This is a genomic window from Thioalkalivibrio sp. ALD1 (assembly GCF_000381245.1).
In the GTDB taxonomy this organism is placed as follows: domain Bacteria; phylum Pseudomonadota; class Gammaproteobacteria; order Ectothiorhodospirales; family Ectothiorhodospiraceae; genus Thioalkalivibrio.
In genome coordinates, this window is record NZ_KB906247.1 from 65,635 (window position 1) to 85,153 (window position 19,519).

Sequence of the window (19,519 nt, forward strand, 5' to 3'; positions counted from 1 at the left end):
TTCGCTGCCTACAGGTCCGAGCATGTTTGAAAAGATTCTGATCGCCAACCGCGGCGAGATCGCCCTGCGGGTTCTGCGCACCTGCCGCGAGATGGGCATTGCGACGGTTGCGGTGCACTCCAGCGCCGACCGCGACCTGAAGCACGTGCGCCTGGCCGACGAGTCGGTCTGCATCGGTCCGGCCGCCTCCGGCGAGAGCTACCTGAACATCCCCGCGCTGATCGCCGCGGCCGAGGTCACCGATGCCGGTGCGATCCACCCCGGCTACGGCTTCCTGTCGGAGAACGCGGACTTCGCCGAGCGCGTGGAGTCCTCGGGCTTTGCCTTTATCGGCCCGCGCGCCGATACGATTCGCCTGATGGGCGACAAGGTTTCGGCCAAGCAGGCGATGCTGGATGCCGGCGTACCCTGCGTGCCGGGTTCCGGCGGCGCGCTGACCGATGACGCCGACACCAACATGGCGCTGGCCCACGAGATCGGTTACCCGGTCATCATCAAGGCCGCCGCGGGCGGCGGTGGCCGCGGCATGCGCGTGGTGCACACCGAGGGTGCGCTGCTGCATTCGATCTCGCTGACCCGCAACGAGGCCCAGCAGGGGTTCGGCAACGACACCCTGTACATGGAGAAGTATCTCGAGCACCCGCGCCACGTGGAATTCCAGATCCTCTCCGACAGCCATGGCAACGCCGTCTGCCTGGGCGAGCGCGACTGTTCGATGCAGCGCCGCCACCAGAAGGTGATCGAGGAGGCCCCCGCGCCCGGCATCACCGACGAGCAGCGGCAGGCCATGAGCGAGCGGCTGGTGCGGGCCTGTCAGGAGATCGGCTACCGCGGTGCCGGGACCTTCGAGTTCCTCTACGAGAACGGGGAGTTCTACTTCATCGAGATGAACACCCGGCTGCAGGTCGAGCATACGGTGACCGAGCAGGTCACCGGCATCGACCTGGTGCGCGAGCAGATTCTCATCGCGGCGGGCGAGCCGCTTTCCCTGAACCAGGATCAGGTCGAGATCCGCGGGCACGCGATCGAGTGCCGAATCAACGCCGAGAACCCGGCCACATTCATTCCCAGCCCGGGCACTATCCAGCAGTATCACGCCCCGGGCGGGCTTGGCATCCGCATGGATACCCACATCTACAACGGCTATGCGGTGCCGCCCTACTACGACTCGATGATCGGCAAGCTGATCGCCCACGGTCATAACCGCAGCATTGCAATCGCACGCATGCGGGGCGCGCTCGGCGAGATCGTGATCGATGGCATCGAGACCAACATCGCGCTGCACAGCGAACTGATGAACGACGCTAACTTCCAGAACGGTGGGACCGATATCCACTACCTGGAGAAGAAGCTGAAGTCGCTGACCTGATGAGCCTCGCCGAACTGCAGTGCCAGATCGCCCCGGAACAGGCCGAGCCCCTGGAGGATGCCCTGTTCGAGCTCGGCGCGGTCAGCGTGGAGCTGCACGACGGCGCCGACGAGCCGCTGTTCGAGCCCCCGATTGGTACCCATCCGCTGTGGTCCAGTGTGTGCCTGAAGGCCGTGTTCGCCGACGCCACCCATGCCGAACTGGCCGCCGCCTCGCTGGAGCGATATCAGCCGGCACCGGAGTCGGTCGCGGTGGTCGCGATCGAGGACCAGGACTGGGTGCGCGCGGGGCTCGACGGCCTGGGCGCCATCCACTGCGGGGGCCCGCTTTGGATCGTGCCCTCCTGGGAAAACCCGCCCGACGTCGAGGATGGCGTATTCGTCCATCTCGACCCGGGCCTGGCCTTTGGCACCGGCAACCACCCGACAACCGCGATGTGCCTGAAATCGCTGGCAGCAAACCCGCCGCGCGATCAGGAGGTGCTCGACTACGGCTGCGGCTCCGGCATCCTTGCGATCGCCGCGCTGAAGCTGGGGGCACGGCATGCGGTAGGCACCGACATCGACCGCCAGGCCGTCCAAGCCGCCTACAGCAATGCGGCGGCGAACGACATCCCCGAGAACCAGATCGAGGTCGGACTGACCGATCACCCGGTACCGGATGCGGGCTTTGACCTAGTGATCGCCAACATCCTGGCCAAGCCCCTGATCGACCTCGCCCCGGAACTCGCGCGCGCGGCCCGCCCGGGCGCGCGCCTGCTGCTGGCCGGCCTGCTGGAGCGCCAGGCCGACGAGGTCATGGCGGCCTACACGGACGCCTTCGACATCGGGATCGAGGACACCCGCGAGGGCTGGGCCCTGCTCAGCGGGCGCCGGCGCTAGCGTATGCGCACGCGCCCGGTCCGCGAGTGTGTGAATTGGTCAATGTTTCCCTGGCACGGCTGACCGGAGCCCTCCCGCGATGCTCGCCCGCTGTCCCCATTGCGGTGTCGCCCACACCCTGACCCGTGGCGAGGAACTGCGACTGGACCAGGCTCACTGCGATGCCTGTGGTACGGACTTTGCACTGTTTCCCGCACTCGAAATCGGTGGCGCCGGCGAACGGACGACCGGCCCCGGCATCTCTTCGGTACACCACGCGGCCCCCCTGGACATCGAGCGCAGCCCCAGACAGCAAACGCTGGAACTCGATATCGACACCCGACCGTCACGCTCGACGGAACCGCCCGCACACCGCTCAGGGCGCGGGGCCGCCATGGCCAGCCTCGCACTCCTGTTGCTCACGGCCTTCACGCTGCAATTCCTGCTGGTGCCACCCGTGGCCCCGGGCACCTGGAGCGTACTGGATCAGACTCGGGAGAGCCTTTGCACCACGCCTCGTGTCGAGGGTCTCTGCCCGCGGTGGCAAGCACCACGGGAGCCTCGGCTCATCCGCGTCTCGTCCCCCGACTTGGGTCTCGCCAACGCGGGCGACCTGTCCATTCGCTTCGAGTTGACGAGCCCACTGGAACAGGCATGGCCGGTAATGGACGTCCAGATTTCGGACCGCCTGGGCACCCGTCGCGGTGGCTGGCGCCTCCACCCCGAAGATGGCCATGCCAACCTGCAATCCCCGATGAGCGCGGATCAACGCTATGCGATCGAGATCGAATTACCCGATACCGGCCCCCACATCACAGGGGCCCAGATCACATTGCACTGAGTTCGGCTTCCACAGCAGCTGCTAGAATCGCCTGTTTTACGCCGTCGACCCAGCCCCCTATGCAGCTCGGCCCCTACCATTTTCCCGACCCGCCGGTATTCCTGGCCCCCATGGCGGGAGTCAGTGACCGCCCTCTGCGCCTGATCGCGCGGCGCCTGGGTGCCAGCGCGGCCGTCTCGGAGATGGTCACCTCGGACACGCGCCTGTGGGACAGCGAAAAGAGCCGGCACCGTCTGGACCACCGACAGGAGCCCCGCCCACGCATCGTGCAGCTGCTCGGCAACGAACCCGAACCGCTGGCCGAGGCCGCGCGCGAGAACGTGCGCCGCGGAGCGGACGTGATCGACCTGAACCTCGGCTGCCCGGCCAAGAAAGTCTGCAGCAGGGCCGCGGGATCGGCCCTGCTGGGCGAACCGGAGCGGGTACGCGAACTGCTGACCGCACTGGTGGAGAGCGTTGAGGTGCCGGTCACCCTCAAGATGCGCCTGGGACTGGATCGCGAGCGGATCAACGCCGAGACCATCGCGAGCATCGCTCAGGATTGCGGGGTCGCGATGCTGAGCGTACACGGGCGCACCCGCGCCGACGCCTATCGTGGTACGGCCGATTACGAGACCATCGCGGGCGTGGTCCGCGCAGTGTCCATCCCGGTTTTGGCCAACGGTGACGTCGTCAACATCGACAGTGCGCGCCGGGCGCTCGCGGTGACCGGCGCGACCGGGTTGATGATCGGTCGCGGGGCACAGGGGCGCCCCTGGCTACCGGGCCAGATCCGCGCCGCCCTTGCCGGCGAGCCGGTGCCGGCCGACCCGGCCTGGGATGCGCGTCTTGCGCTGATCGAGGAGCACTTGCTCGAACTGCATGCGCAATACGGAGAAACGCAGGGCGTACGTATCGCGCGCAAGCATCTGGGCTGGTATCTTCAACATATGGGCCTGGGGGAGGACCCAACTCGGGCGGCACGGGCGTCCCTTCTTGCCGCCACAACCGCTAATGAACAGCTTCGGCGCCTGCGCGCCATCCTGACGGGAACCGCAAGCGAGGCTGCATGAGGATGGACGTACCCACTTTCGAACAAGAACAAAGCGGGGAACCGGCATCATCGGACAACCTCGCATCGGGCTGTGTACTCGCCGAGTCGGTGCGCAATGCGCTGGACCAGTACTTCGAGACGCTGGACGGGCAGAGCAGCCACGACCTCTACGCCCTGGTAATGAACGAGGTCGAACGCCCGCTACTGGCCTGCGTGCTGGAACGCTGCAACGGCAACCAGAGCCGGGCGGCAGCGCTTTTGGGACTTAACCGCGCCACACTGCGCAAGAAGCTGCGCGCCCATGGCCTGATCTGCGAGAACGGCCACGGGAACGGGAACGGCGCCCAGCGCTAACCCACCCAGCCAGACCCGGGACACGCCCGCCGCCTGACGGGCGTGTGCGCAATCATCGACCGACCTATCCCTTCCAGCCGAGGCGCTGCAGCGCCGTGCGGTGCAGTTCCGGTGTCGCGGCCGCCAGCACGTTGGTGGTCTGCAGGTCCAGCTCGCCGCCGGACAGATTGGTGAAGGTCCCGCCCGCCTCGCGCACGATTACGGCAAGCGCCGCGATGTCGAGGATGTTCACGTCCGACTCGATGATCAGATCGATACTGCCGCGCGCCAGCAGGTGGTAGTGGTAGAAGTCGCCATAGCCGCGCGTGCGATTGACCTCGGCCATAATCCCGCCCAGCGCCTTCCAGCCTTCGGCATGCTGCGCGAGGGTCTTCAGGTTCCCCGTGGACAGCGAGGCGCGGCCCAGCTCGGTGGTCGGGGCGACGGCGATCTTTTCGCCGTTGAGGAAGGCGCCCTGGCCCTTTTCCGCCCAGGCACGCTCCCCGAACTGCATGCCGTTGGACAGCCCGAGGATCAACTCGCCCTTGTACATCAGCGCGATCTGGGTGGAGAAGAACGGATAGCGGCGTACGAAGCTCTTGGTGCCGTCGATCGGGTCGATCAGCCAGACATAGTCGGAGTCCATGTCCGACTGCCCGGTTTCCTCGCCGTAGAAGCCGTGATCCGGGAAGCGCTCGCGGATCACCTGGCGGATCGCCTGTTCGCTTTCCACGTCGGCGCGCGTCACGGGCGTGTCGTCGGGCTTGGTCTCGACGTCGACGCCGGCGGCGTAGTAATGACGGATGACCTTGTCCGCGGCATCGGCGGCGGCCTGGGCGGCCTCCATGAACGCGCTTTGCTGCATGCTGCTACCCCTTCAAAAAAAGGAGCTATCTTAGCATGCCGCCCCGAGCGGCTCGGACCAGGAAGCGGCCGGCGGTTGTCCCGACTCCGGCATGCCCCGATAATGCCGCCATCTTTTCGAGGAGTCCGACATGCCCAAGAACCTGCCCGACGTCAGCAATCTCGAACGCCTGGAACTGTTCGGCGAGGACTACAACCCGAGCGCGACCATCGAGAACGTGGACGGCCAGACCCTGTCGCTGCAGATCTACTACCAGCTGGCGCTGGACTACGGTGGCATCGGCCCGAAGGCCGCCAACTCCGGTTTGCTGATGTACGGCAGCCATGCCGACGATGCCCGTGCCAACCCGGGCAAGCACCCGAACATCGACCGCCTGTTCGAGATCCTCGACCAGGGCTACTACCTGTCGGTGAAGGCCGTACCCAAGCGCAAGAGCCGCGCCGGATAGTTTTTCGCAGAGACGTCCTCCCGTTCCGGCGCACGCGCAAACCGGAACCGCCTGGTTCGTATCACGGCAGGCGGTTGGTATGGATCACGCGCCAGCCGCGCGTCGGATGTCGGTGCAGCCGGGTCCGGCTCGCATACTCGCATTCCAGCTGGAACAACCGCTCGTCCGGCACGCCCATCACCCAGCCGACCAGCGCGCGTATGACCCCGGCGTGCACGATCACCAGCACGCGTTCCGCCGACTGGCCGTCGACCGTGGTCTCGAAGGCCATCTCCACCCGCCGGCGAAAGGCCCCCAGTGGCTCCGCCCCGGCTGGGCGCGCGTGCACGGGATCGGCATAAAACGCGCGGTACTCCTCCGACCGTTCGCGCTGCAGCTCGACCCGCGTGCGCCCCTCCCACTCGCCAAAGCCGACCTCGCGCAGATCCGGCTCCAGATGCAGGGACAGGTCACGTTCGTCCGCCAGGCGCTCGGCGAATTCGCAGCAACGACGCATTGGCGAGCTGACCACCGCCTGCCAGCCATCATCGTCGCGCACCGCGTGCTCCATCTGCGTCCATCCCTGCGCGCTGAGCGGGTCGTCGCAGCCATGTCCACGGTAGCGTTGCCCGCCTTCTGGCTCGCCGTGTCGCAACAGATCCACAATCATGCCGTGTCCTCGCGCAGGCAGGTCTCCAGGTACGCCCAGTCGAAATGCGGGCCCGGGTCGGTCTTGCGCCCGGGGGCGATGTCGCAGTGACCCGCCAGCGCATCCGGGGTAATGGCGGGAAAGCGTTCGCGCAGCCAGCCGATCAGACGAGCCAGCTCGGCGTACTGTACCGGCGTGAACGGGTCGTCGTCGGTGCCCTCGAGTTCGATGCCAATGGAAAAATCGTTGCAGCGCGCGCGGCCACGCCATTGCGAGGCGCCGGCATGCCAGGCACGCCGGGAGAATGGCACGAACTGGGTCGCCGCCCCCCCGCGATCGATCAGCACATGCGCGGACACGCGCAAATCGGCGATCTGCTCAAAGTACGGGTGGGCATCGGGGTCCAGCCGGTTCTGGAACAGTTCGGCCACGTGCGGCCCGCCGAACGTGCCCGGCGGCAGACTGATGGCATGCACAACGATTAGTTCGGGCTGCATCCCCGCAGGGCGCGCGTCCTGGTTCGGGCTTTCGAGCACGCGGGCCGGCGGCCACCAGTTGTGATCGACGGTCATGGCTTCGGTCACGGGGCCTCCTCGGGCGGGCGTTGCAGACAAGCCGTAAGGGCCTTGCGGAGCAACGGTAGACGCGGCGGGGCCTCAAGGCGCCCGTGGTAGGCGCCGGCGTTGAAGACGAACAGGGCCGGGAGGTGGAAGACCTCGAACTCGCGCACCAGCGCGGTATCGGTCTCCGCATCGACGACAAACAGGGCGGGCGCTTCGGACTCGGTCTGCCACTGCTCCAGCACCCGGCTCATCACCTTGCAGGCACCGCAGCCCCGACGAGTGAACAGGATCACCGCGGGGCCTGGAACCTCCAGGAGGTGTTGATGGAAATCGAACTGCGTCAGACGGGACAGGCCCGTCTGACGCGGGGATGAGTCAGTTGGAGTTATCCTCGGCCTGTCGCTCAATGGATTCACCGGCATCCTGCACGTCTTCGCCAAACCCCTCCATAGTGGCGCAACCGGCGACGCCAAGCGAGCCCACCGCCACCAGAAGAATCAGCAAGGCGGCGGAGATACGGAAAGAAAAATGCATACGGCCTCCGCTCTCTTTCGTGATTCGGTCCGTGATACCGACCCTCAAAGGACGTTCCCGGGACGGTCACACTTTATGAGGCGCACGCACTGGGGTAGTTTACGCGCCGCCCTCTTTTCGTGAAGGAAGTCGCAACCCGGTGTCCAAGCCAGGGAAACACTGATCAATGTACACACTCGCGTTGGTACCCCAGGTTTTCCGAGACAAGGCGCGTCGTGCGGCGGGTAGTGGTTCTACCCGCCCGTTCTTGATGGATTCGGGGCGCAACGCCGGATCGGGGAACCTGGGGTACCAACCCCACAGCTTAATAAACGAAGGGGCTCGGCCGCCCGTTGTTATCAAAAACGGGCGCGGGAACTGCGTTGCGGCTCCCTTGTGCAGAATGACTGCACGGCAGTCACCGCGCCTTGTTCCCACGCAAAAGCGACTCGAGCGCGAGGGTGTCCATTGATCAGTATTTCCCTAAATCCGCAACAACAGGCGGCCGTGACCACCACGGACCGCCCCCTGCTGGTGCTGGCCGGAGCGGGCTCGGGCAAGACCCGCGTGATCACCGAGAAGATCGCGCACCTGATCGAACAGCGCGGAGTCGAGGCGCGCCGGATTGTCGCAATCACCTTTACCAACAAGGCTGCGCGCGAGATGCGTGAACGTGTCCAGGGACGGCTCTCGAACGAACAGGCACGCGGGCTGAATGTTTCGACCTTCCACACCTTCGGGCTGAATTTCCTGCGCCGCGAACTGGCCGCGGCCGGGCTGCGTCCCGGCTTCTCCATCCTCGACCCGGGCGACTGCCGCTCACTGCTGCGCGAGATCACCTACCGTGACGATACCAGCTCCGAGGTCGACGCCCTGATTGGCCACATCAGCCGTTGGAAGAACGACCTGATGACGCCGGAAGCGGCGCTGCACGAGGCCAGTCAGATGAGCGACGCGCCGGAGGCGCTCGCCGCGGCCAACCTCTACCCGCGCTACGAGGACGCCCTGCGCGCCTACAACGCGGTGGACTTCGACGACCTGATCAAGCGCCCGGTGGACTGCCTGCGCGAGGACCCGGAACTGCGCAACCGCTGGCAGGACCGCATCCGACACCTGCTGGTGGACGAGTACCAGGACACCAACTCCGCGCAGTACCAACTGGTGCGCCTGCTGGTCGGCATCAGCGACGGCCTGACGGTGGTTGGCGACGACGATCAGTCGATCTATGCATGGCGCGGCGCCCGCCCGGAGAACCTCGCACGTCTGCAGCAGGACTTCCCGCGCCTGGAGGTGATCAAGCTGGAGCAGAACTACCGCTCCACCAACCGCATCCTGCACACCGCGAACGCACTGATCGCCAACAACCCCCACGTGTTCGAGAAACGCCTGTGGAGTGCACTCGGCGAGGGCGAGAAGATCGAGGTGATCGGCTGCTCCGACGCCGACACCGAGGCCGCGCGAGTGGTCTCCGAACTGATGCGCCGGCGCTTTCGCCTGAATGCGGGCTGGGGCGAGTTCGCGATCCTCTACCGCAGTAACCACCAGTCCAGGCTGTTCGAGAAGCTCCTGCGCGAGCAGGGCATCCCCTACCGCCTGAGTGGCGGCCAGTCGTTCTTCGAGAAGGCCGAGATCAAGGACCTGGTCGCCTACCTGCGCCTGCTCGCCAACCCCGACGACAACACCGCCTTCCTGCGCGTGGTCAATGTGCCGCGCCGCGAGATCGGTCCGGCCACACTGGAGAAGCTGGGCCACTACGCCAACCAGCGCGGGACTTCGCTATTGCAGGCCGCACGGGGGGCCGGCCTGTCCGAGTACATGGACGCCCGTGCGCAGGCACGTCTGGAGCGCTTTACCGACTGGGTCGACGGCTTCCAGCGCCGCGGCGAAGACGAGGCCCCGGACGCACTGCTGCGCGCCCTGATTGAGGACATCGACTACGAATCGTGGCTACTGGAGAACAGTCCCAACCCGCGTGCCGCGACCCGGCGCATGGAGAACGTGCGCGAGTTCATCGACTGGGTCGGGCGCATGGGTGGTGGCAACACCACGGCCGAGTACGGCGACGACGAGGCGGACGACGACCAAACGATGGATCTGGCCGACATCGTCAACCGCATCAGCCTGATGGACATACTCGACCGCAACCGCGAAGCCCAGGACGGCGACGAATCGGTGCAACTGCTGACCCTGCACACCGCCAAGGGCCTGGAGTTCCCGCATGTCTGCCTGGTGGGTTTCGAGGAAGAGCTGCTGCCGCACCGGGTCAGCGTGGAGGACGACTCCATCGAGGAAGAGCGGCGTCTCGCCTATGTCGGGCTGACCCGCGCCCAGCAGACCCTGCTGATCACCTACGCCCAGAACCGGAGCCGCTACGGCGAGACCATCGACTGCGAACCCTCGCGTTTTCTCGACGAGCTACCCGAAGAACACCTCGAATGGCCGGACGCCAGACCACCGGACCCCGAGACGCAGAAACTCACCGCCCAGGCCCACCTGGCTGGCCTGAAGGCCATGCTCGGCAAGTAGGTGGCCGAAGGAGGCGCAATCCGCTCACGAATAGGGGCGCCCGGCCCATTCCGGGCGCCCCGGCCCGCTCCCCCCTTGTCTTTTTGGCCTGCGCGCCGTGCGCTGTACCGTTTCCGGCACCCGGAAGGTGACGGGCATACTGCGTGCGCCAAGTTGCAGCATGCGGCTCGCTCGCCCCAAGCTTCCGGCCCGTCTGGAAAGTATGAAGTTCGTCACACTCTCCTTTGTTTTCTTATAGCAAAGGCTCCACTTCAATTGAATCGGCAAATGCTCTCTATGCTGATTCACCAAGGCGCAACCCTTATCCAGCATCCAGCGCCAGAGGCCTCAGTGTCGGAGTTTCAGGCCGACCTTGGTGATACGGGCGCCGTCCATCTCGCGGATGACCAGGCGCATCGGGCCGAGGTTGACGGCGTCGCCGACGACCGGCTCGGCCTGGAGTTCGCGGCGCAGGTAGGCCTCCAGGGTGTCACCCTGGCGCTCGGGCGGAACCGGGGCGCCGTAGGCCATGCCGACCGCGCCGAGCTGGGCGTCGCCATTGAGGGCGAATTCCCCGAACACGCTGCGCTCGGTCAGGCGCTCCGGCACCTCGTCCTGCGGGACGAACAGGCGGTCGAGGTCATGCAGATCGGCCGGGGCGACCATAATGTAGAGGTGGTCGCCAGCATGCAGATCCAGCAGCTCCAGGGTGTCCAGCAGTTTGCCCTTGCGCAGGTGGGCCACGACCCGCGCGCTGCCCGGCAGACGGAAATTCGACCACGCCTCGCGCACGACCGGTGTGGTTTCGGCCAGGCGATAACCAACCAGCTCCATCTCCTGCTGCCCGGGGATATCCAGCTCGGTGCGCTGTACCCGTGCGGTGGTCGGCGGCAGCTCCAGCCCCAGCCAGCGCGCCGAGGGCGCGACGGTCCAGCCCTGCACCAGCAGCGAGATCAGCACCACGAAGAACACGACGTGGAAGAAATAGCCGGCCAACTCCAACCCGGCGAGCAGCGGGAACAGCGCCAGGATGATCGGTACCGCGCCGCGTAGACCGACCCAGGCAATGAAAACCTGTTCGCGCCAGGGGAAGCGGAACGGGAACAGGCACAGCCATACGGCCAGGGGACGGGCGATCAGGATCAGGACCGCGGCGACCAGCCCGGCGTCCAGGGCCACCGGCGGCAGGCCCGAGGGGGTCACCAGCATGCCGAGCATCAGGAACATCCCGATCTGTGCGAGCGAGGCGATCCCGTCATGGAAGCGCTTGATGTTCTGCGAGGCCTCCAGCGGACGGTTGCCGATCAGCAGCCCCGCCAGGTACACGGCCAGAAAGCCCGAGCCGCCCACCAGACCGGTCAGGCCGAAGATGGCCAGCGCCCCGGCCATCGCGAACAGCGGATACAGCCCGCCCGCCATCGGCACCCGATTGATCAGCGCCAGCAGGGCGAAACCTCCGGCCACACCGAACAGGGCCCCCAGCCCCATCTGCTGGACGAACTCGATGGCAACGACAGCGCCGAACTGCTGATCGGGCATCAACAGCAACTCGATCAGCACGATGGTCAGGAAGATCGCCATCGGATCGTTGGAGCCGGACTCGATCTCGAGCGTGGCACCGACACGGCTTTTCAGCTCGAGCCCGCGCGAGCGCAACAGCGAGAACACCGCAGCCGCGTCGGTGGAACCCACGATGGCCCCCAGCAACAGGCCCTCCAGCCAGGACAGGCCCAGCCACCAGACCGCAAAGACCCCGGTCAGCCCGGAGGTGACGAGCACCCCGAGCGTGGCCAGCCCCAGGGCTGGTTTCAGCCCGATACGGAAATTGCGGGCCGGAGTGCGCATCCCGCCGTCGAAAAGGATAATCGCGAGCGCGGCCGAGCCGACCAGATAGGCCAGGGTGATATTCTCCACCTCGAGACCGCCCGGGCCCTCCGGCCCGAGCAGCATGCCGATCACCAGGAACACCAGCAGCAGGGGCACGCCCAGGCGCGAGGTGATCACGCTCGAAAGGATGCTGCCCAGCAGCACAATGGCCGCCAGGAAGATGATCTGGTTGGAGAGGTCCATGCGTCGATCATACCGGAAGCTCCCGACAACCCGCCCGGCCGGCACGGTGCGCGTTATGGCCTGCGGGCTGGTTGCCGCGCTGGGTCTCGCGGCGGCACCGGCCGCCGCTGAACGCGGCGTCGACGCACTGCACTTCGAGTTCGAGAACGACCTGTTCGCTGGTGAGGACCGCTACTACACCAATGGCTTCCGCATCGGCTGGACGCGCAGCGAAGAGCGCGTACCCCCCTGGCTGCAGCGGGTCGCGGACGCACTGCCGTACTTCGTCGATCGCGAGGAACGCGGCCGCCTGAAATCGGCTATCCACCTGGGCCAGAACATGTACACCCCAGAGGACATCGAGCGGTCGCCCGCAGACCCGGACGACCGCCCCTACGCCGGCTGGCTATACCTGAACTTCAGCCTGGCCGAGGATCATGGCGACCGTCTGGACCGCCTGCAGGTCACCGTGGGCACCGTCGGGCCCGCCTCGCTGGCCGACCGCACACAAAAGGAAGTCCACAGCTGGTCCAGCGCACCGCAACCGCAGGGGTGGGACGACCAGATCGGCAACGAGGCGACCCTGATGGTGGGTTACGAGCGCCAGCTGCGCGGGCGCTCGCATCGCGCCGAGGGCGGCTGGGGCTGGGACCTGACCCCACACTGGGGCGCGACCGTGGGCAGCCCGTTCACGTTCGCCAACGCTGGCGCGATCGTGCGCGCCGGACGGAACCTGCCGCGCGACTACGGCCCGCCCCGGATCAACCCGGCGCTATCAGGTTCGCATACCTTCGAGACGGTCGGCTCCGCGGGCGGCTACCTGTTCGCGGGGGTGGATACCCGGCTGATGGCCTACGACCTGTTTCTGGACGGCCCGCTGTTTCGCGACGGGCCCTCGGTGGACAAGCACCCGGCGGTGGGGGAGTTTACGGCCGGATTCGTGTTCCACGTGGGTGGGGTGCGCCTGGGATACACCCATGTCTGGCGTTCGCGCGAGTTCAGTGGCCAGGCCAAGCGCGCAGCGGAGTTCGGCTCGCTGCACGCCACCTGGCAGTTCTGACGCCGGCCGCGCGCTTCAGAACACGGCAGCCTCCACATCGGGGTAGGTCGTGGCGACCGAGCGGTCGATCTTGTCCTCGAAGCCCGGGTAGTCATCAATGATGTCCGCCATGCGCTCGCGCACGAGCGGCACGGTCTCGAAGTCGGCCAGCCCCTGCTCCACACCCTCCTCGATCGCGCCCCAGAGGGTGACCAGGTAGTTCTGCAGGCGCGGCAGGGTCTCCGCCCCCTCGAGCCGGCCATGGCCGGGCACGACCACATCGGGCTCCAGCGCGATCAGTTCGTCCAGCAGCTCGATCCACTGCACGACGTCGCCATCCCAGACCGAGGGCGCGCGATCGCTGTACACCACATCCCCAGCCAGCAGGACTTTCGTCTGCGGCAACCAGACGATCAGGTCACCCGGGGAGTGGGCGCCGCCGGAGGGCAGGATGACCACCTCCTTTCCGCCGAGATCGCGCGTGATGCGCTCGTCCACGGGCGTGTTCGGCAGCAGTGGCGTGGTGTCACCGGTCGCCCCCTCGGTCATCTCGCGAAAATTATCGACCCAGGTCTCGGCTTCGGCCTTCATGCGCTCGATGGCCTCGGGGCCGGCCATGATCTCCGGCTTGTCCTCTGCGAAGGCATGATTGCCCAGCCAGTGGTCGCCATGACTGTGGCTGTTCACGATCCAACGCACGGGCTGATCGGTCACCTCGCGGATTGCTTCGCGCAGGGCAACGCCCATGGTCTCGGACGACCCCGTATCGAACACGAGCACGCCGTCGCCGGTCACCACGAACGCCATGTTCGCATTCCAGCCGAGATTCTCTCGGCTGGGGAAATCGCGCGCCGGAGTCATCACTGCATAGACCCCCGGGGCCACGACCTCGGGCTGCATTTCGTAATCTTCAGGCGCCGCCGGCTCGCCGGCCGGCGACGATGTCACGAAGACCGATCCCATCGCTACAACCGCCAGTACCATCCCCCATGGCTTCCATCCCTGCATCGCAATAATCCCCGGATATTCTCGATTGTGAAGAATAGACCCGCCAGCCCCCACAAAGTGCGCCACGCCGCCCGCGCGCCCGAAACTGGTAGCATCGGGGCCTCCCCCAGGGAAACACTGATCAATGTACACGCTCGCGTTGGTACCCCAGGTTTTCCGAGACAAGGCGCGTCGTGCAGCGGGTAGTGGTTCTACCCGCAAGCGGCGCAACGCAGGATCGGGGAACCTGGGGTGCCAACCCCACAAACCATTGAACAGCAGGGGCTCGGCCGCTTTTGCGTGCGTACGGCGTTGCGGCTCGCTTATGTAGCTCGGCTACACTGCGCTCACCGCGCCTTGTTCGCACGCAAAAGCGACTCGAGCGCGAGCGTGTACATTGATCAGTGTTTCCCTAGGATGGAGACTGCAAGTGCGCAAGATTTCCCGGACCTTCCTGACCGGCCTGGCGGCCATCCTGCCCCTGGTCATCACCCTGGCCCTGCTCTGGTGGCTGGGCACCACAGCGGAAACTGTCCTGGGCGGGCTGTTGCGCGCGATCCTGCCCGATGCCCTGTATTTCCCGGGCCTGGGCATCCTCGCCGGGCTGGTGCTCGTGTTCGCACTGGGCGTACTGCTGCAGGCCTATGTGGTACGCGGCCTGTTCGACTGGATGGAATCGCTGATGCAGCGCATCCCGGTGGTCAAGACCATCCACGGGACCGTGCGCGACGTAACGAATCTCCTTTCCGGCGACATCCACCAGCGCTTCGGGCAGGCCGTGCTGGTCACCTTCCCGGGCAGCGACTTCAAGCTGGTCGGGTTTGTCACCCGCGAGGATTTCGAGGGACTACCGGACAACCTGGGCGGCCCGGAAACCATCGCCGTATACACACCGATGAGCTACCAGATCGGCGGCTACACGCTGATGCTGCCGCGCAGCCGCGTGGAACCGCTCGATATGTCGCTGGAAGACGCGATGCGCTACGCCCTGACCGCCGGCGTCTCCGCGCGCCAGGAAAAGACCTGAACGGGTAGAATCCGCCGCATGACGGACCATCAAAGCCAACCTAGGATCCTGATCGGCGTCAGTGGCGGCATCGCCGCCTACAAGGCCTGCGAGCTGGTGCGCGAGCTAAAGCGCGCCGGCTGCGAAGTGCGCGTAGTGATGACGGCCGGCGCCCGCGCCTTCGTAACCCCGCTGACCTTCCAGGCCCTGTCCGGCGCGCCGGTGCGTACCGAGCTGCTGGATGCCGAAGCGGAATCCGGCATGGATCACATCGCCCTGGCACGATGGGCGGACCGCATCGTGGTCGCCCCGGCCAGCGCCAGCCTGATCGCCCGCTACGCCCAGGGCCTGGCGGACGATCTGCTGAGTACGCTGCTGCTGGCCACCACCGCGCCGGTCGCCCTGGCACCGGCGATGAACCATCGCATGTGGGCCCACCCGGCCACGCAGGCCAATATTGCAACCCTGAGCGAGCGCGGCGTAACCCTGATCGGGCCGGACAGTGGCGATCAGGCCTGTGGCGAGCAGGGCGAGGGCCGCATGCGCGAGCCCGCCGCGATTGCGCGGGAGCTGCTGCAGCCGGTACACGCCCCGCTGGCCGGACGTCACGTACTGATCACCGCCGGCCCCACCTTCGAGCCGATCGACCCCGTGCGCTTTATCGGCAACCGCAGCTCCGGGCGCATGGGCTTTGCCCTGGCCGCGGCGGCGCGCGATGCGGGCGCACACGTGACCCTGGTGCATGGGCCGACGGCCGAGGCCGTGCCCGCGGGCGTCGCAGGCATCGCCACGGAAACGGCGGCCGCCATGCACGCCGCGGTGATGGAGCGACTGCCCGAGACCGACATCCTGATCGCGGCCGCGGCCGTAGCCGACTACCGCCCGGCCGAACCGCAGGCACAGAAGATCAAGAAATCCGACCCGGTGATGCACCTGGCACTGGAGCGCACCCGGGACATCCTGGCCGAGGCGGCAACACAGGCGGCCTCCCTCCCCCGACGCCCGTTCCTGGTCGGCTTCGCGGCCGAGACCGAGCACCTGCGCGAACACGCCGAGGCCAAGCGCCGCGCCAAGGGACTCGACCTGATCGCCGCCAACCGGGTCGGCGAGGGCCGCGCCTTTGGCACACCCGACAACGAACTGCTGTGCCTTTGGGAGGGCGGCGAGCACCGGCTTCCCAGCCAGCCGAAAACCCAGCTGGCCCGGGCGCTGATCGACCTGATCGTCGAGCGCCTGGCCGAATGCGAAACGGATCAAGGAACCCCGAATGCCCGCCCCCGAGATTGACCTGAAGATCCTGGACCCGCGCATGGGCGCGGACTTCCCGCTGCCCGCCCCGGCCACCAACGGCTCGGCCGGCGTCGACCTGCGCGCGATGATCGAGGCGCCGCTGACGCTGGAGCCGGGCGCCGCCGAACTGATCCCGACCGGGCTCTCGATCCATATCGAGGACCCGGGCTATGCCGGGATGATCCTGCCCCGCTCCGGGCTAGGTCACAAGCACGGCCTGGTGCTGGGGAACCTGGTCGGACTGATCGACGCCGACTACCAGGGGCCGCTGATGGTCTCCTGCTGGAACCGGGGCGCGTACGCCTACACCCTGGAGGTCGGCGAACGCCTGGCGCAGCTGGTCATCGTCCCGGTCGTCCAGCCGCGCTTTCGCGTGGTCGAGGACTTCGAGGAGAGCGCCCGTGGCGCCGGCGGCTTCGGCTCTTCCGGCCGCGGATAGCAGACGGAAGAACCCTCAGCCCGAGGGATAGGGCACGCCCACCCCACCCAGACCGCAGTAGCCGTTAGGCACCTTGGCCAGGTACTGCTGGTGGTAGTCCTCGGCAAAGTACCAGACGTCCAGTGGCTGGATCTCCGTGGTGATGGCGCCACGCCCTGCGGCATCCAGCGCCGCCTGGTAGCGCTCGCGGCTGACCTCGGCCGCCGCCTGCTGTTCGGCCGATTCCACATAGATCGCGGAGCGGTACTGCGTGCCGACATCATTGCCCTGGCGCATGCCCTGGGTCGGGTCGTGTCCCTCCCAGAACACCCGCAACAGCGTATCGATCGACACTCGGGCCGGGTCGAACACGACACGCACCAACTCGGTGTGCCCGGTCTGCCCGGAACAGACCTCGCGGTAGGTCGGGTTGCGGGTATAGCCGCCGCCATAACCCACACTGGTCGAATACACGCCGTCGATCTGCCAGAACAGCCGCTCCGCACCCCAGAAGCAGCCCATACCCACATGCAGCACCTGCGCGCCCTCCGGATAGGGCGGCACCAGCGGTGTGCCCAGCACCATGTGCCGTGGCGGGACCGGCAGCGGCTCTTCGCGCCCGGGCAAGGCCTCCTCGGGCGCGGGCATGCGCGGCTCGGAAAACGCAAACATCAAAAGGGCTCCTTCCGGAAACGTGGATTCATCAGCCGGGGTCGGCCGGGGTCAGCCGGATCAGCTCGCCCGGGTTGTGGTCGGTCAGCACCCAGATCGCCCCATCGTGCACACGGACATCACGGATGCGGCGGCCGAGGTCGGGCAGCAGATCTTCCTCGTTGACCAGCTCGCGACCGTCGAAGGTCAGCTTGCGCAGGGTCTGGCCCCGCAGCCCGCCGACCAGCAGATCACCATTCCAGTCGGCAAAGGCGGGGTCGCGCAGGATCGCCATACCGGACGGCGCGATCGCCGGAGTCCAGTAGTGCAGAGGCGACTCCATCCCTTCCTTTTCCGTAAGACCGTCGCCTACCGGCCCGCCGGAATACTCGCGGCCCTGGCTGATCACTGGCCAACCGTAATTCAGACCGCGCTCGATGATATTCACCTCGTCGCCACCGCGCGGACCGTGCTCGTTCTGCCAGAAGGTGCCGGTCTCGGGGTCGATCACCATGCCCTGCGGGTTGCGCACTCCCCAGGCCCACAGTTCCGGTTTGGCCTCGCCTTCACCCACCAGCGGGTTGTCTTCGGGCACCGAGCCATCGTCATGCAGGCGGACAATACTGCCGATGTGGGTGGACGTGTCTTGCGAATGGTCACGCTCTCCCCGGTCCCCGATGCTGATATAGACGTAGTGGTCCGCGTCGAACACGATCCGCGAACCGAAGTGGCGCCCGCCGCGCACCCCCGGCTCCACCGAGAACAGCACCTCGACATCCTGCAGCGCACCATCGGCGAACTGCCCGCGGGCCAGGCGGGTCGTCTGGCCACCATCCACCTGCGCGGAGTAGGTAAAGTACAGCCAGCCGTTGTCCTCGTAATCCGGATGCAGAGCCAGATCGAGCAGCCCGCCCTGGTTCTGAGCGATCAGATCGCCCGGAAGACCGGAAACCATCTCGCCGCGCCCCTCGACGTTCTCCGCGTCGGGGATATAGCGAAGCTGCCCGGGCCGTTCGCTGATCAGCATCCCGCCATCCGGCAGAAAGGCCATCGCCCAGGGATGATTAAGCTCCGAGCTCAGGACCTCGCCGCGCAACTCACCGTCAGCGGCATAGAACTCCTCGGCCGCGATCCCGGCCGCTCCCCCGCAGGCCATCAGGAGCCCGCCCAGCAATGGGGCCGCCAGTAACCGCCCCGGGTATCGCTTGTCCATAATCCCTGCCCTCGCCTAGGTCCGTACCCGTTGGTGGCCCCTACCCGCCTCGGGGTTCCCCAGGGAACCACTGATCAATGTTTCCCTGGCTGACAGGACGGGCACCAGTAGGTGGAACGCAGGTGCTCGCCCGCGAGCGCACGCTCCACCGCTGTCCCGCACGTGCGGCAGGCCTGCCCGCCGCGCCCGTACACGAGTAGATACTCGTCCGTCTCGGCCCGTTCGCGCGTGATGCGTGGACCGGGCTTGAGGTTGCGCCGCAACAGGCGCGCCGCTTCGCGGTAGAGCGCCAGGAGCTCGTCATCCGCAATCACACCGACCGGGTCGAGTGGATATCGCCCGAGCAGGAACAGCACCTCCGACTTGTAGATGTTCCCGATGCCGGACGCCAGCGACTGATCCAGCAGCACGTCCAGGACGGGTCGCGCGGGGTCGCTGCGGGTGCGCACACGTCGTACGACGGCGGTCAGGTCGACCTCCGGGTCCAGCAGATCCGGCCCCACGCGTGCATCCAGTCGCTCCGGGTCGCCGCGCCCCTCCGGCTGTGGCTGCCAGGCGAGTTCGCGCGGATGGAAACAGACCAGCACCCGGTCCGCCAGTCGCAGCACGGCCCAGGCCTGGTGCTCCGGCTTGTGCCAGGCGGCCCCGGGCGCATACTGGTGCCACGTCCCGTACATCCCCAGGTGCGTGCGCAGCTGCCAGGCGCGGCCCGAGGCGTCATTGAGCTCGATCAGCAGGTGCTTGCCGCGCGCACTCACGTTACGCGCAGCCATGGCCCCATGCTCCACCAGTGCCTCACCACACCGCGACCGGGTCAACACAGACTCCAGCGCAGCACCGGTCAGCACCGGACCCAGCGCCCGGGCCAGCTTGTGGATGGTATCGCCTTCGGGCATCGCGGCCGGACG

The 19,519-nt window shown here is 66.9% G+C and carries 21 protein-coding genes; 11 read left to right on the forward strand and 10 right to left on the reverse strand.

Annotated features, from left to right (window positions below; translation table 11 throughout):
• The first annotated feature begins 22 nt into the window (after positions 1–22).
• From accC to F623_RS0111595, 5 genes are all read left to right on the forward strand, one after another.
• Complete coding sequence (gene accC, locus F623_RS0111575) at positions 23–1,369, forward strand: acetyl-CoA carboxylase biotin carboxylase subunit (protein WP_018862563.1); 1,347 nt, start codon at positions 23–25, stop codon at positions 1,367–1,369.
• Entirely contained in the window at positions 1,369–2,250 is an 882-nt protein-coding gene (gene prmA, locus F623_RS0111580; RefSeq protein WP_018862562.1) for a 50S ribosomal protein L11 methyltransferase, read from the forward strand. The genes accC and prmA overlap by 1 nt, the downstream gene beginning before the upstream one ends.
• 79 nt (positions 2,251–2,329) lie before the next feature.
• Positions 2,330–3,070, forward strand: a complete 741-nt coding sequence (locus tag F623_RS0111585) for a hypothetical protein (RefSeq protein ID WP_018862561.1) — start codon at positions 2,330–2,332, stop codon at positions 3,068–3,070.
• Between the two features lie 59 nt (positions 3,071–3,129).
• The gene (dusB, locus tag F623_RS0111590; protein WP_018868644.1) at positions 3,130–4,122 is read left to right on the forward strand and encodes a tRNA dihydrouridine synthase DusB; all 993 of its coding nucleotides are present in this window, start codon (positions 3,130–3,132) and stop codon (positions 4,120–4,122) included.
• Between the two features lie 2 nt (positions 4,123–4,124).
• Entirely contained in the window at positions 4,125–4,457 is a 333-nt protein-coding gene (locus F623_RS0111595) for a helix-turn-helix domain-containing protein (RefSeq protein WP_018868643.1), read from the forward strand.
• A gap of 64 nt (positions 4,458–4,521) precedes the next feature.
• On the opposite strand, the gene F623_RS0111600 is transcribed toward F623_RS0111595, so the two are convergent.
• Positions 4,522–5,301: an inositol monophosphatase family protein gene (locus F623_RS0111600; protein WP_018862558.1), complete on the reverse strand. Its 780-nt coding sequence runs from the start codon at positions 5,299–5,301 to the stop codon at positions 4,522–4,524.
• 130 nt (positions 5,302–5,431) lie between these two features.
• Between F623_RS0111600 and F623_RS0111605 the strand changes: the two genes are divergently transcribed.
• Positions 5,432–5,749 (forward strand): DUF2322 family protein, encoded by a 318-nt coding sequence (locus tag F623_RS0111605; RefSeq protein ID WP_018862557.1) that lies wholly within the window; start codon positions 5,432–5,434, stop codon positions 5,747–5,749.
• A gap of 61 nt (positions 5,750–5,810) precedes the next feature.
• On the opposite strand, the gene F623_RS0111610 is transcribed toward F623_RS0111605, so the two are convergent.
• From F623_RS0111610 to F623_RS0111625, 4 genes are read right to left on the reverse strand one after another with little or no spacing between them, the layout of a single operon-like run.
• On the reverse strand, positions 5,811–6,398 hold the full coding sequence (locus tag F623_RS0111610) for a histidine phosphatase family protein (protein ID WP_018868642.1): 588 nt from the start codon (positions 6,396–6,398) through the stop codon (positions 5,811–5,813).
• Positions 6,395–6,961 (reverse strand): 1,6-anhydro-N-acetylmuramyl-L-alanine amidase AmpD, encoded by a 567-nt coding sequence (gene ampD / locus F623_RS0111615; RefSeq protein ID WP_018868641.1) that lies wholly within the window; start codon positions 6,959–6,961, stop codon positions 6,395–6,397. Before ampD ends, F623_RS0111610 begins: the two co-directional genes overlap by 4 nt.
• The gene (locus tag F623_RS0111620) at positions 6,958–7,284 is read right to left on the reverse strand and encodes a co-chaperone YbbN (RefSeq protein ID WP_081618334.1); all 327 of its coding nucleotides are present in this window, start codon (positions 7,282–7,284) and stop codon (positions 6,958–6,960) included. The genes ampD and F623_RS0111620 overlap by 4 nt, the downstream gene beginning before the upstream one ends.
• 31 nt (positions 7,285–7,315) lie before the next feature.
• Positions 7,316–7,474, reverse strand: coding sequence for an entericidin A/B family lipoprotein (locus F623_RS0111625; protein WP_018862553.1), 159 nt, complete (start codon positions 7,472–7,474; stop codon positions 7,316–7,318).
• Between the two features lie 450 nt (positions 7,475–7,924).
• On the opposite strand from F623_RS0111625, the gene F623_RS0111630 reads away from it, so the two are divergent.
• A complete protein-coding gene (locus tag F623_RS0111630; RefSeq protein WP_196799773.1) occupies positions 7,925–9,979 on the forward strand; it encodes a UvrD-helicase domain-containing protein in 2,055 nt (684 codons plus the stop codon).
• A gap of 327 nt (positions 9,980–10,306) precedes the next feature.
• Here the strand turns inward: F623_RS0111630 and F623_RS0111635 are convergent, their stop codons facing one another.
• On the reverse strand, positions 10,307–12,028 hold the full coding sequence (locus F623_RS0111635) for a potassium/proton antiporter (protein ID WP_018862551.1): 1,722 nt from the start codon (positions 12,026–12,028) through the stop codon (positions 10,307–10,309).
• Between F623_RS0111635 and F623_RS0111640 the strand changes: the two genes are divergently transcribed.
• Positions 12,027–13,067: a lipid A deacylase LpxR family protein gene (locus F623_RS0111640; RefSeq protein ID WP_038040612.1), complete on the forward strand. Its 1,041-nt coding sequence runs from the start codon at positions 12,027–12,029 to the stop codon at positions 13,065–13,067. The genes F623_RS0111635 and F623_RS0111640 overlap by 2 nt on opposite strands.
• Positions 13,068–13,082: 15 nt before the next feature.
• On the opposite strand, the gene F623_RS0111645 is transcribed toward F623_RS0111640, so the two are convergent.
• Positions 13,083–14,030, reverse strand: coding sequence for an MBL fold metallo-hydrolase (locus tag F623_RS0111645; protein WP_018868638.1), 948 nt, complete (start codon positions 14,028–14,030; stop codon positions 13,083–13,085).
• Positions 14,031–14,463: 433 nt separating this feature from the next.
• Here F623_RS0111645 and F623_RS0111650 point away from each other — a divergent pair, with 433 nt between their 5' ends.
• From F623_RS0111650 to dut, 3 genes are read left to right on the forward strand one after another with little or no spacing between them, the layout of a single operon-like run.
• Positions 14,464–15,060 (forward strand): DUF502 domain-containing protein, encoded by a 597-nt coding sequence (locus F623_RS0111650; protein WP_018862548.1) that lies wholly within the window; start codon positions 14,464–14,466, stop codon positions 15,058–15,060.
• Between the two features lie 18 nt (positions 15,061–15,078).
• A complete protein-coding gene (gene coaBC / locus F623_RS0111655; protein ID WP_018862547.1) occupies positions 15,079–16,326 on the forward strand; it encodes a bifunctional phosphopantothenoylcysteine decarboxylase/phosphopantothenate--cysteine ligase CoaBC in 1,248 nt (415 codons plus the stop codon).
• Complete coding sequence (gene dut, locus F623_RS0111660; RefSeq protein WP_018868637.1) at positions 16,307–16,768, forward strand: dUTP diphosphatase; 462 nt, start codon at positions 16,307–16,309, stop codon at positions 16,766–16,768. The genes coaBC and dut overlap by 20 nt, the downstream gene beginning before the upstream one ends.
• 15 nt (positions 16,769–16,783) lie before the next feature.
• Here the strand turns inward: dut and msrA are convergent, their stop codons facing one another.
• The 3 genes from msrA to F623_RS0111675 all read right to left on the reverse strand — a co-directional run bounded on the left by msrA (position 16,784) and on the right by F623_RS0111675 (position 19,507).
• Positions 16,784–17,419 (reverse strand): peptide-methionine (S)-S-oxide reductase MsrA, encoded by a 636-nt coding sequence (msrA, locus tag F623_RS0111665; protein ID WP_018868636.1) that lies wholly within the window; start codon positions 17,417–17,419, stop codon positions 16,784–16,786.
• 31 nt (positions 17,420–17,450) lie between these two features.
• Positions 17,451–18,611 carry a PQQ-dependent sugar dehydrogenase gene (locus F623_RS0111670; RefSeq protein ID WP_018868635.1) on the reverse strand — a complete coding sequence of 387 codons (1,161 nt, stop codon included), beginning with the start codon at positions 18,609–18,611 and terminating at the stop codon, positions 17,451–17,453.
• 74 nt (positions 18,612–18,685) lie between these two features.
• Positions 18,686–19,507: a DNA-formamidopyrimidine glycosylase family protein gene (locus F623_RS0111675; RefSeq protein WP_018862543.1), complete on the reverse strand. Its 822-nt coding sequence runs from the start codon at positions 19,505–19,507 to the stop codon at positions 18,686–18,688.
• Between the last annotated feature and the right edge of the window lie 12 nt (positions 19,508–19,519).

Excerpts from the sequence above, each read along its gene's own strand:
- accC (WP_018862563.1), top strand. The coding sequence starts at position 23 with ATGTTTGAAAAGATTCTGATCGCCAACCGCGGCGAGATCGCCCTGCGG.
- prmA (WP_018862562.1), top strand. The coding sequence starts at position 1,369 with ATGAGCCTCGCCGAACTGCAGTGCCAGATCGCCCCGGAACAGGCCGAG.
- F623_RS0111585 (WP_018862561.1), top strand. The coding sequence starts at position 2,330 with ATGCTCGCCCGCTGTCCCCATTGCGGTGTCGCCCACACCCTGACCCGT.
- dusB (WP_018868644.1), top strand. The coding sequence starts at position 3,130 with ATGCAGCTCGGCCCCTACCATTTTCCCGACCCGCCGGTATTCCTGGCC.
- F623_RS0111595 (WP_018868643.1), top strand. The coding sequence starts at position 4,125 with ATGGACGTACCCACTTTCGAACAAGAACAAAGCGGGGAACCGGCATCA.
- F623_RS0111600 (WP_018862558.1), bottom strand. The coding sequence starts at position 5,301 with ATGCAGCAAAGCGCGTTCATGGAGGCCGCCCAGGCCGCCGCCGATGCC.
- F623_RS0111605 (WP_018862557.1), top strand. The coding sequence starts at position 5,432 with ATGCCCAAGAACCTGCCCGACGTCAGCAATCTCGAACGCCTGGAACTG.
- F623_RS0111610 (WP_018868642.1), bottom strand. The coding sequence starts at position 6,398 with ATGATTGTGGATCTGTTGCGACACGGCGAGCCAGAAGGCGGGCAACGC.
- F623_RS0111625 (WP_018862553.1), bottom strand. The coding sequence starts at position 7,474 with ATGCATTTTTCTTTCCGTATCTCCGCCGCCTTGCTGATTCTTCTGGTG.
- F623_RS0111640 (WP_038040612.1), top strand. The coding sequence starts at position 12,027 with ATGCGTCGATCATACCGGAAGCTCCCGACAACCCGCCCGGCCGGCACG.
- F623_RS0111635 (WP_018862551.1), bottom strand. The coding sequence starts at position 12,028 with ATGGACCTCTCCAACCAGATCATCTTCCTGGCGGCCATTGTGCTGCTG.
- F623_RS0111645 (WP_018868638.1), bottom strand. The coding sequence starts at position 14,030 with ATGGTACTGGCGGTTGTAGCGATGGGATCGGTCTTCGTGACATCGTCG.
- coaBC (WP_018862547.1), top strand. The coding sequence starts at position 15,079 with ATGACGGACCATCAAAGCCAACCTAGGATCCTGATCGGCGTCAGTGGC.
- dut (WP_018868637.1), top strand. The coding sequence starts at position 16,307 with ATGCCCGCCCCCGAGATTGACCTGAAGATCCTGGACCCGCGCATGGGC.
- msrA (WP_018868636.1), bottom strand. The coding sequence starts at position 17,419 with ATGTTTGCGTTTTCCGAGCCGCGCATGCCCGCGCCCGAGGAGGCCTTG.
- F623_RS0111670 (WP_018868635.1), bottom strand. The coding sequence starts at position 18,611 with ATGGACAAGCGATACCCGGGGCGGTTACTGGCGGCCCCATTGCTGGGC.
- F623_RS0111675 (WP_018862543.1), bottom strand. The coding sequence starts at position 19,507 with ATGCCCGAAGGCGATACCATCCACAAGCTGGCCCGGGCGCTGGGTCCG.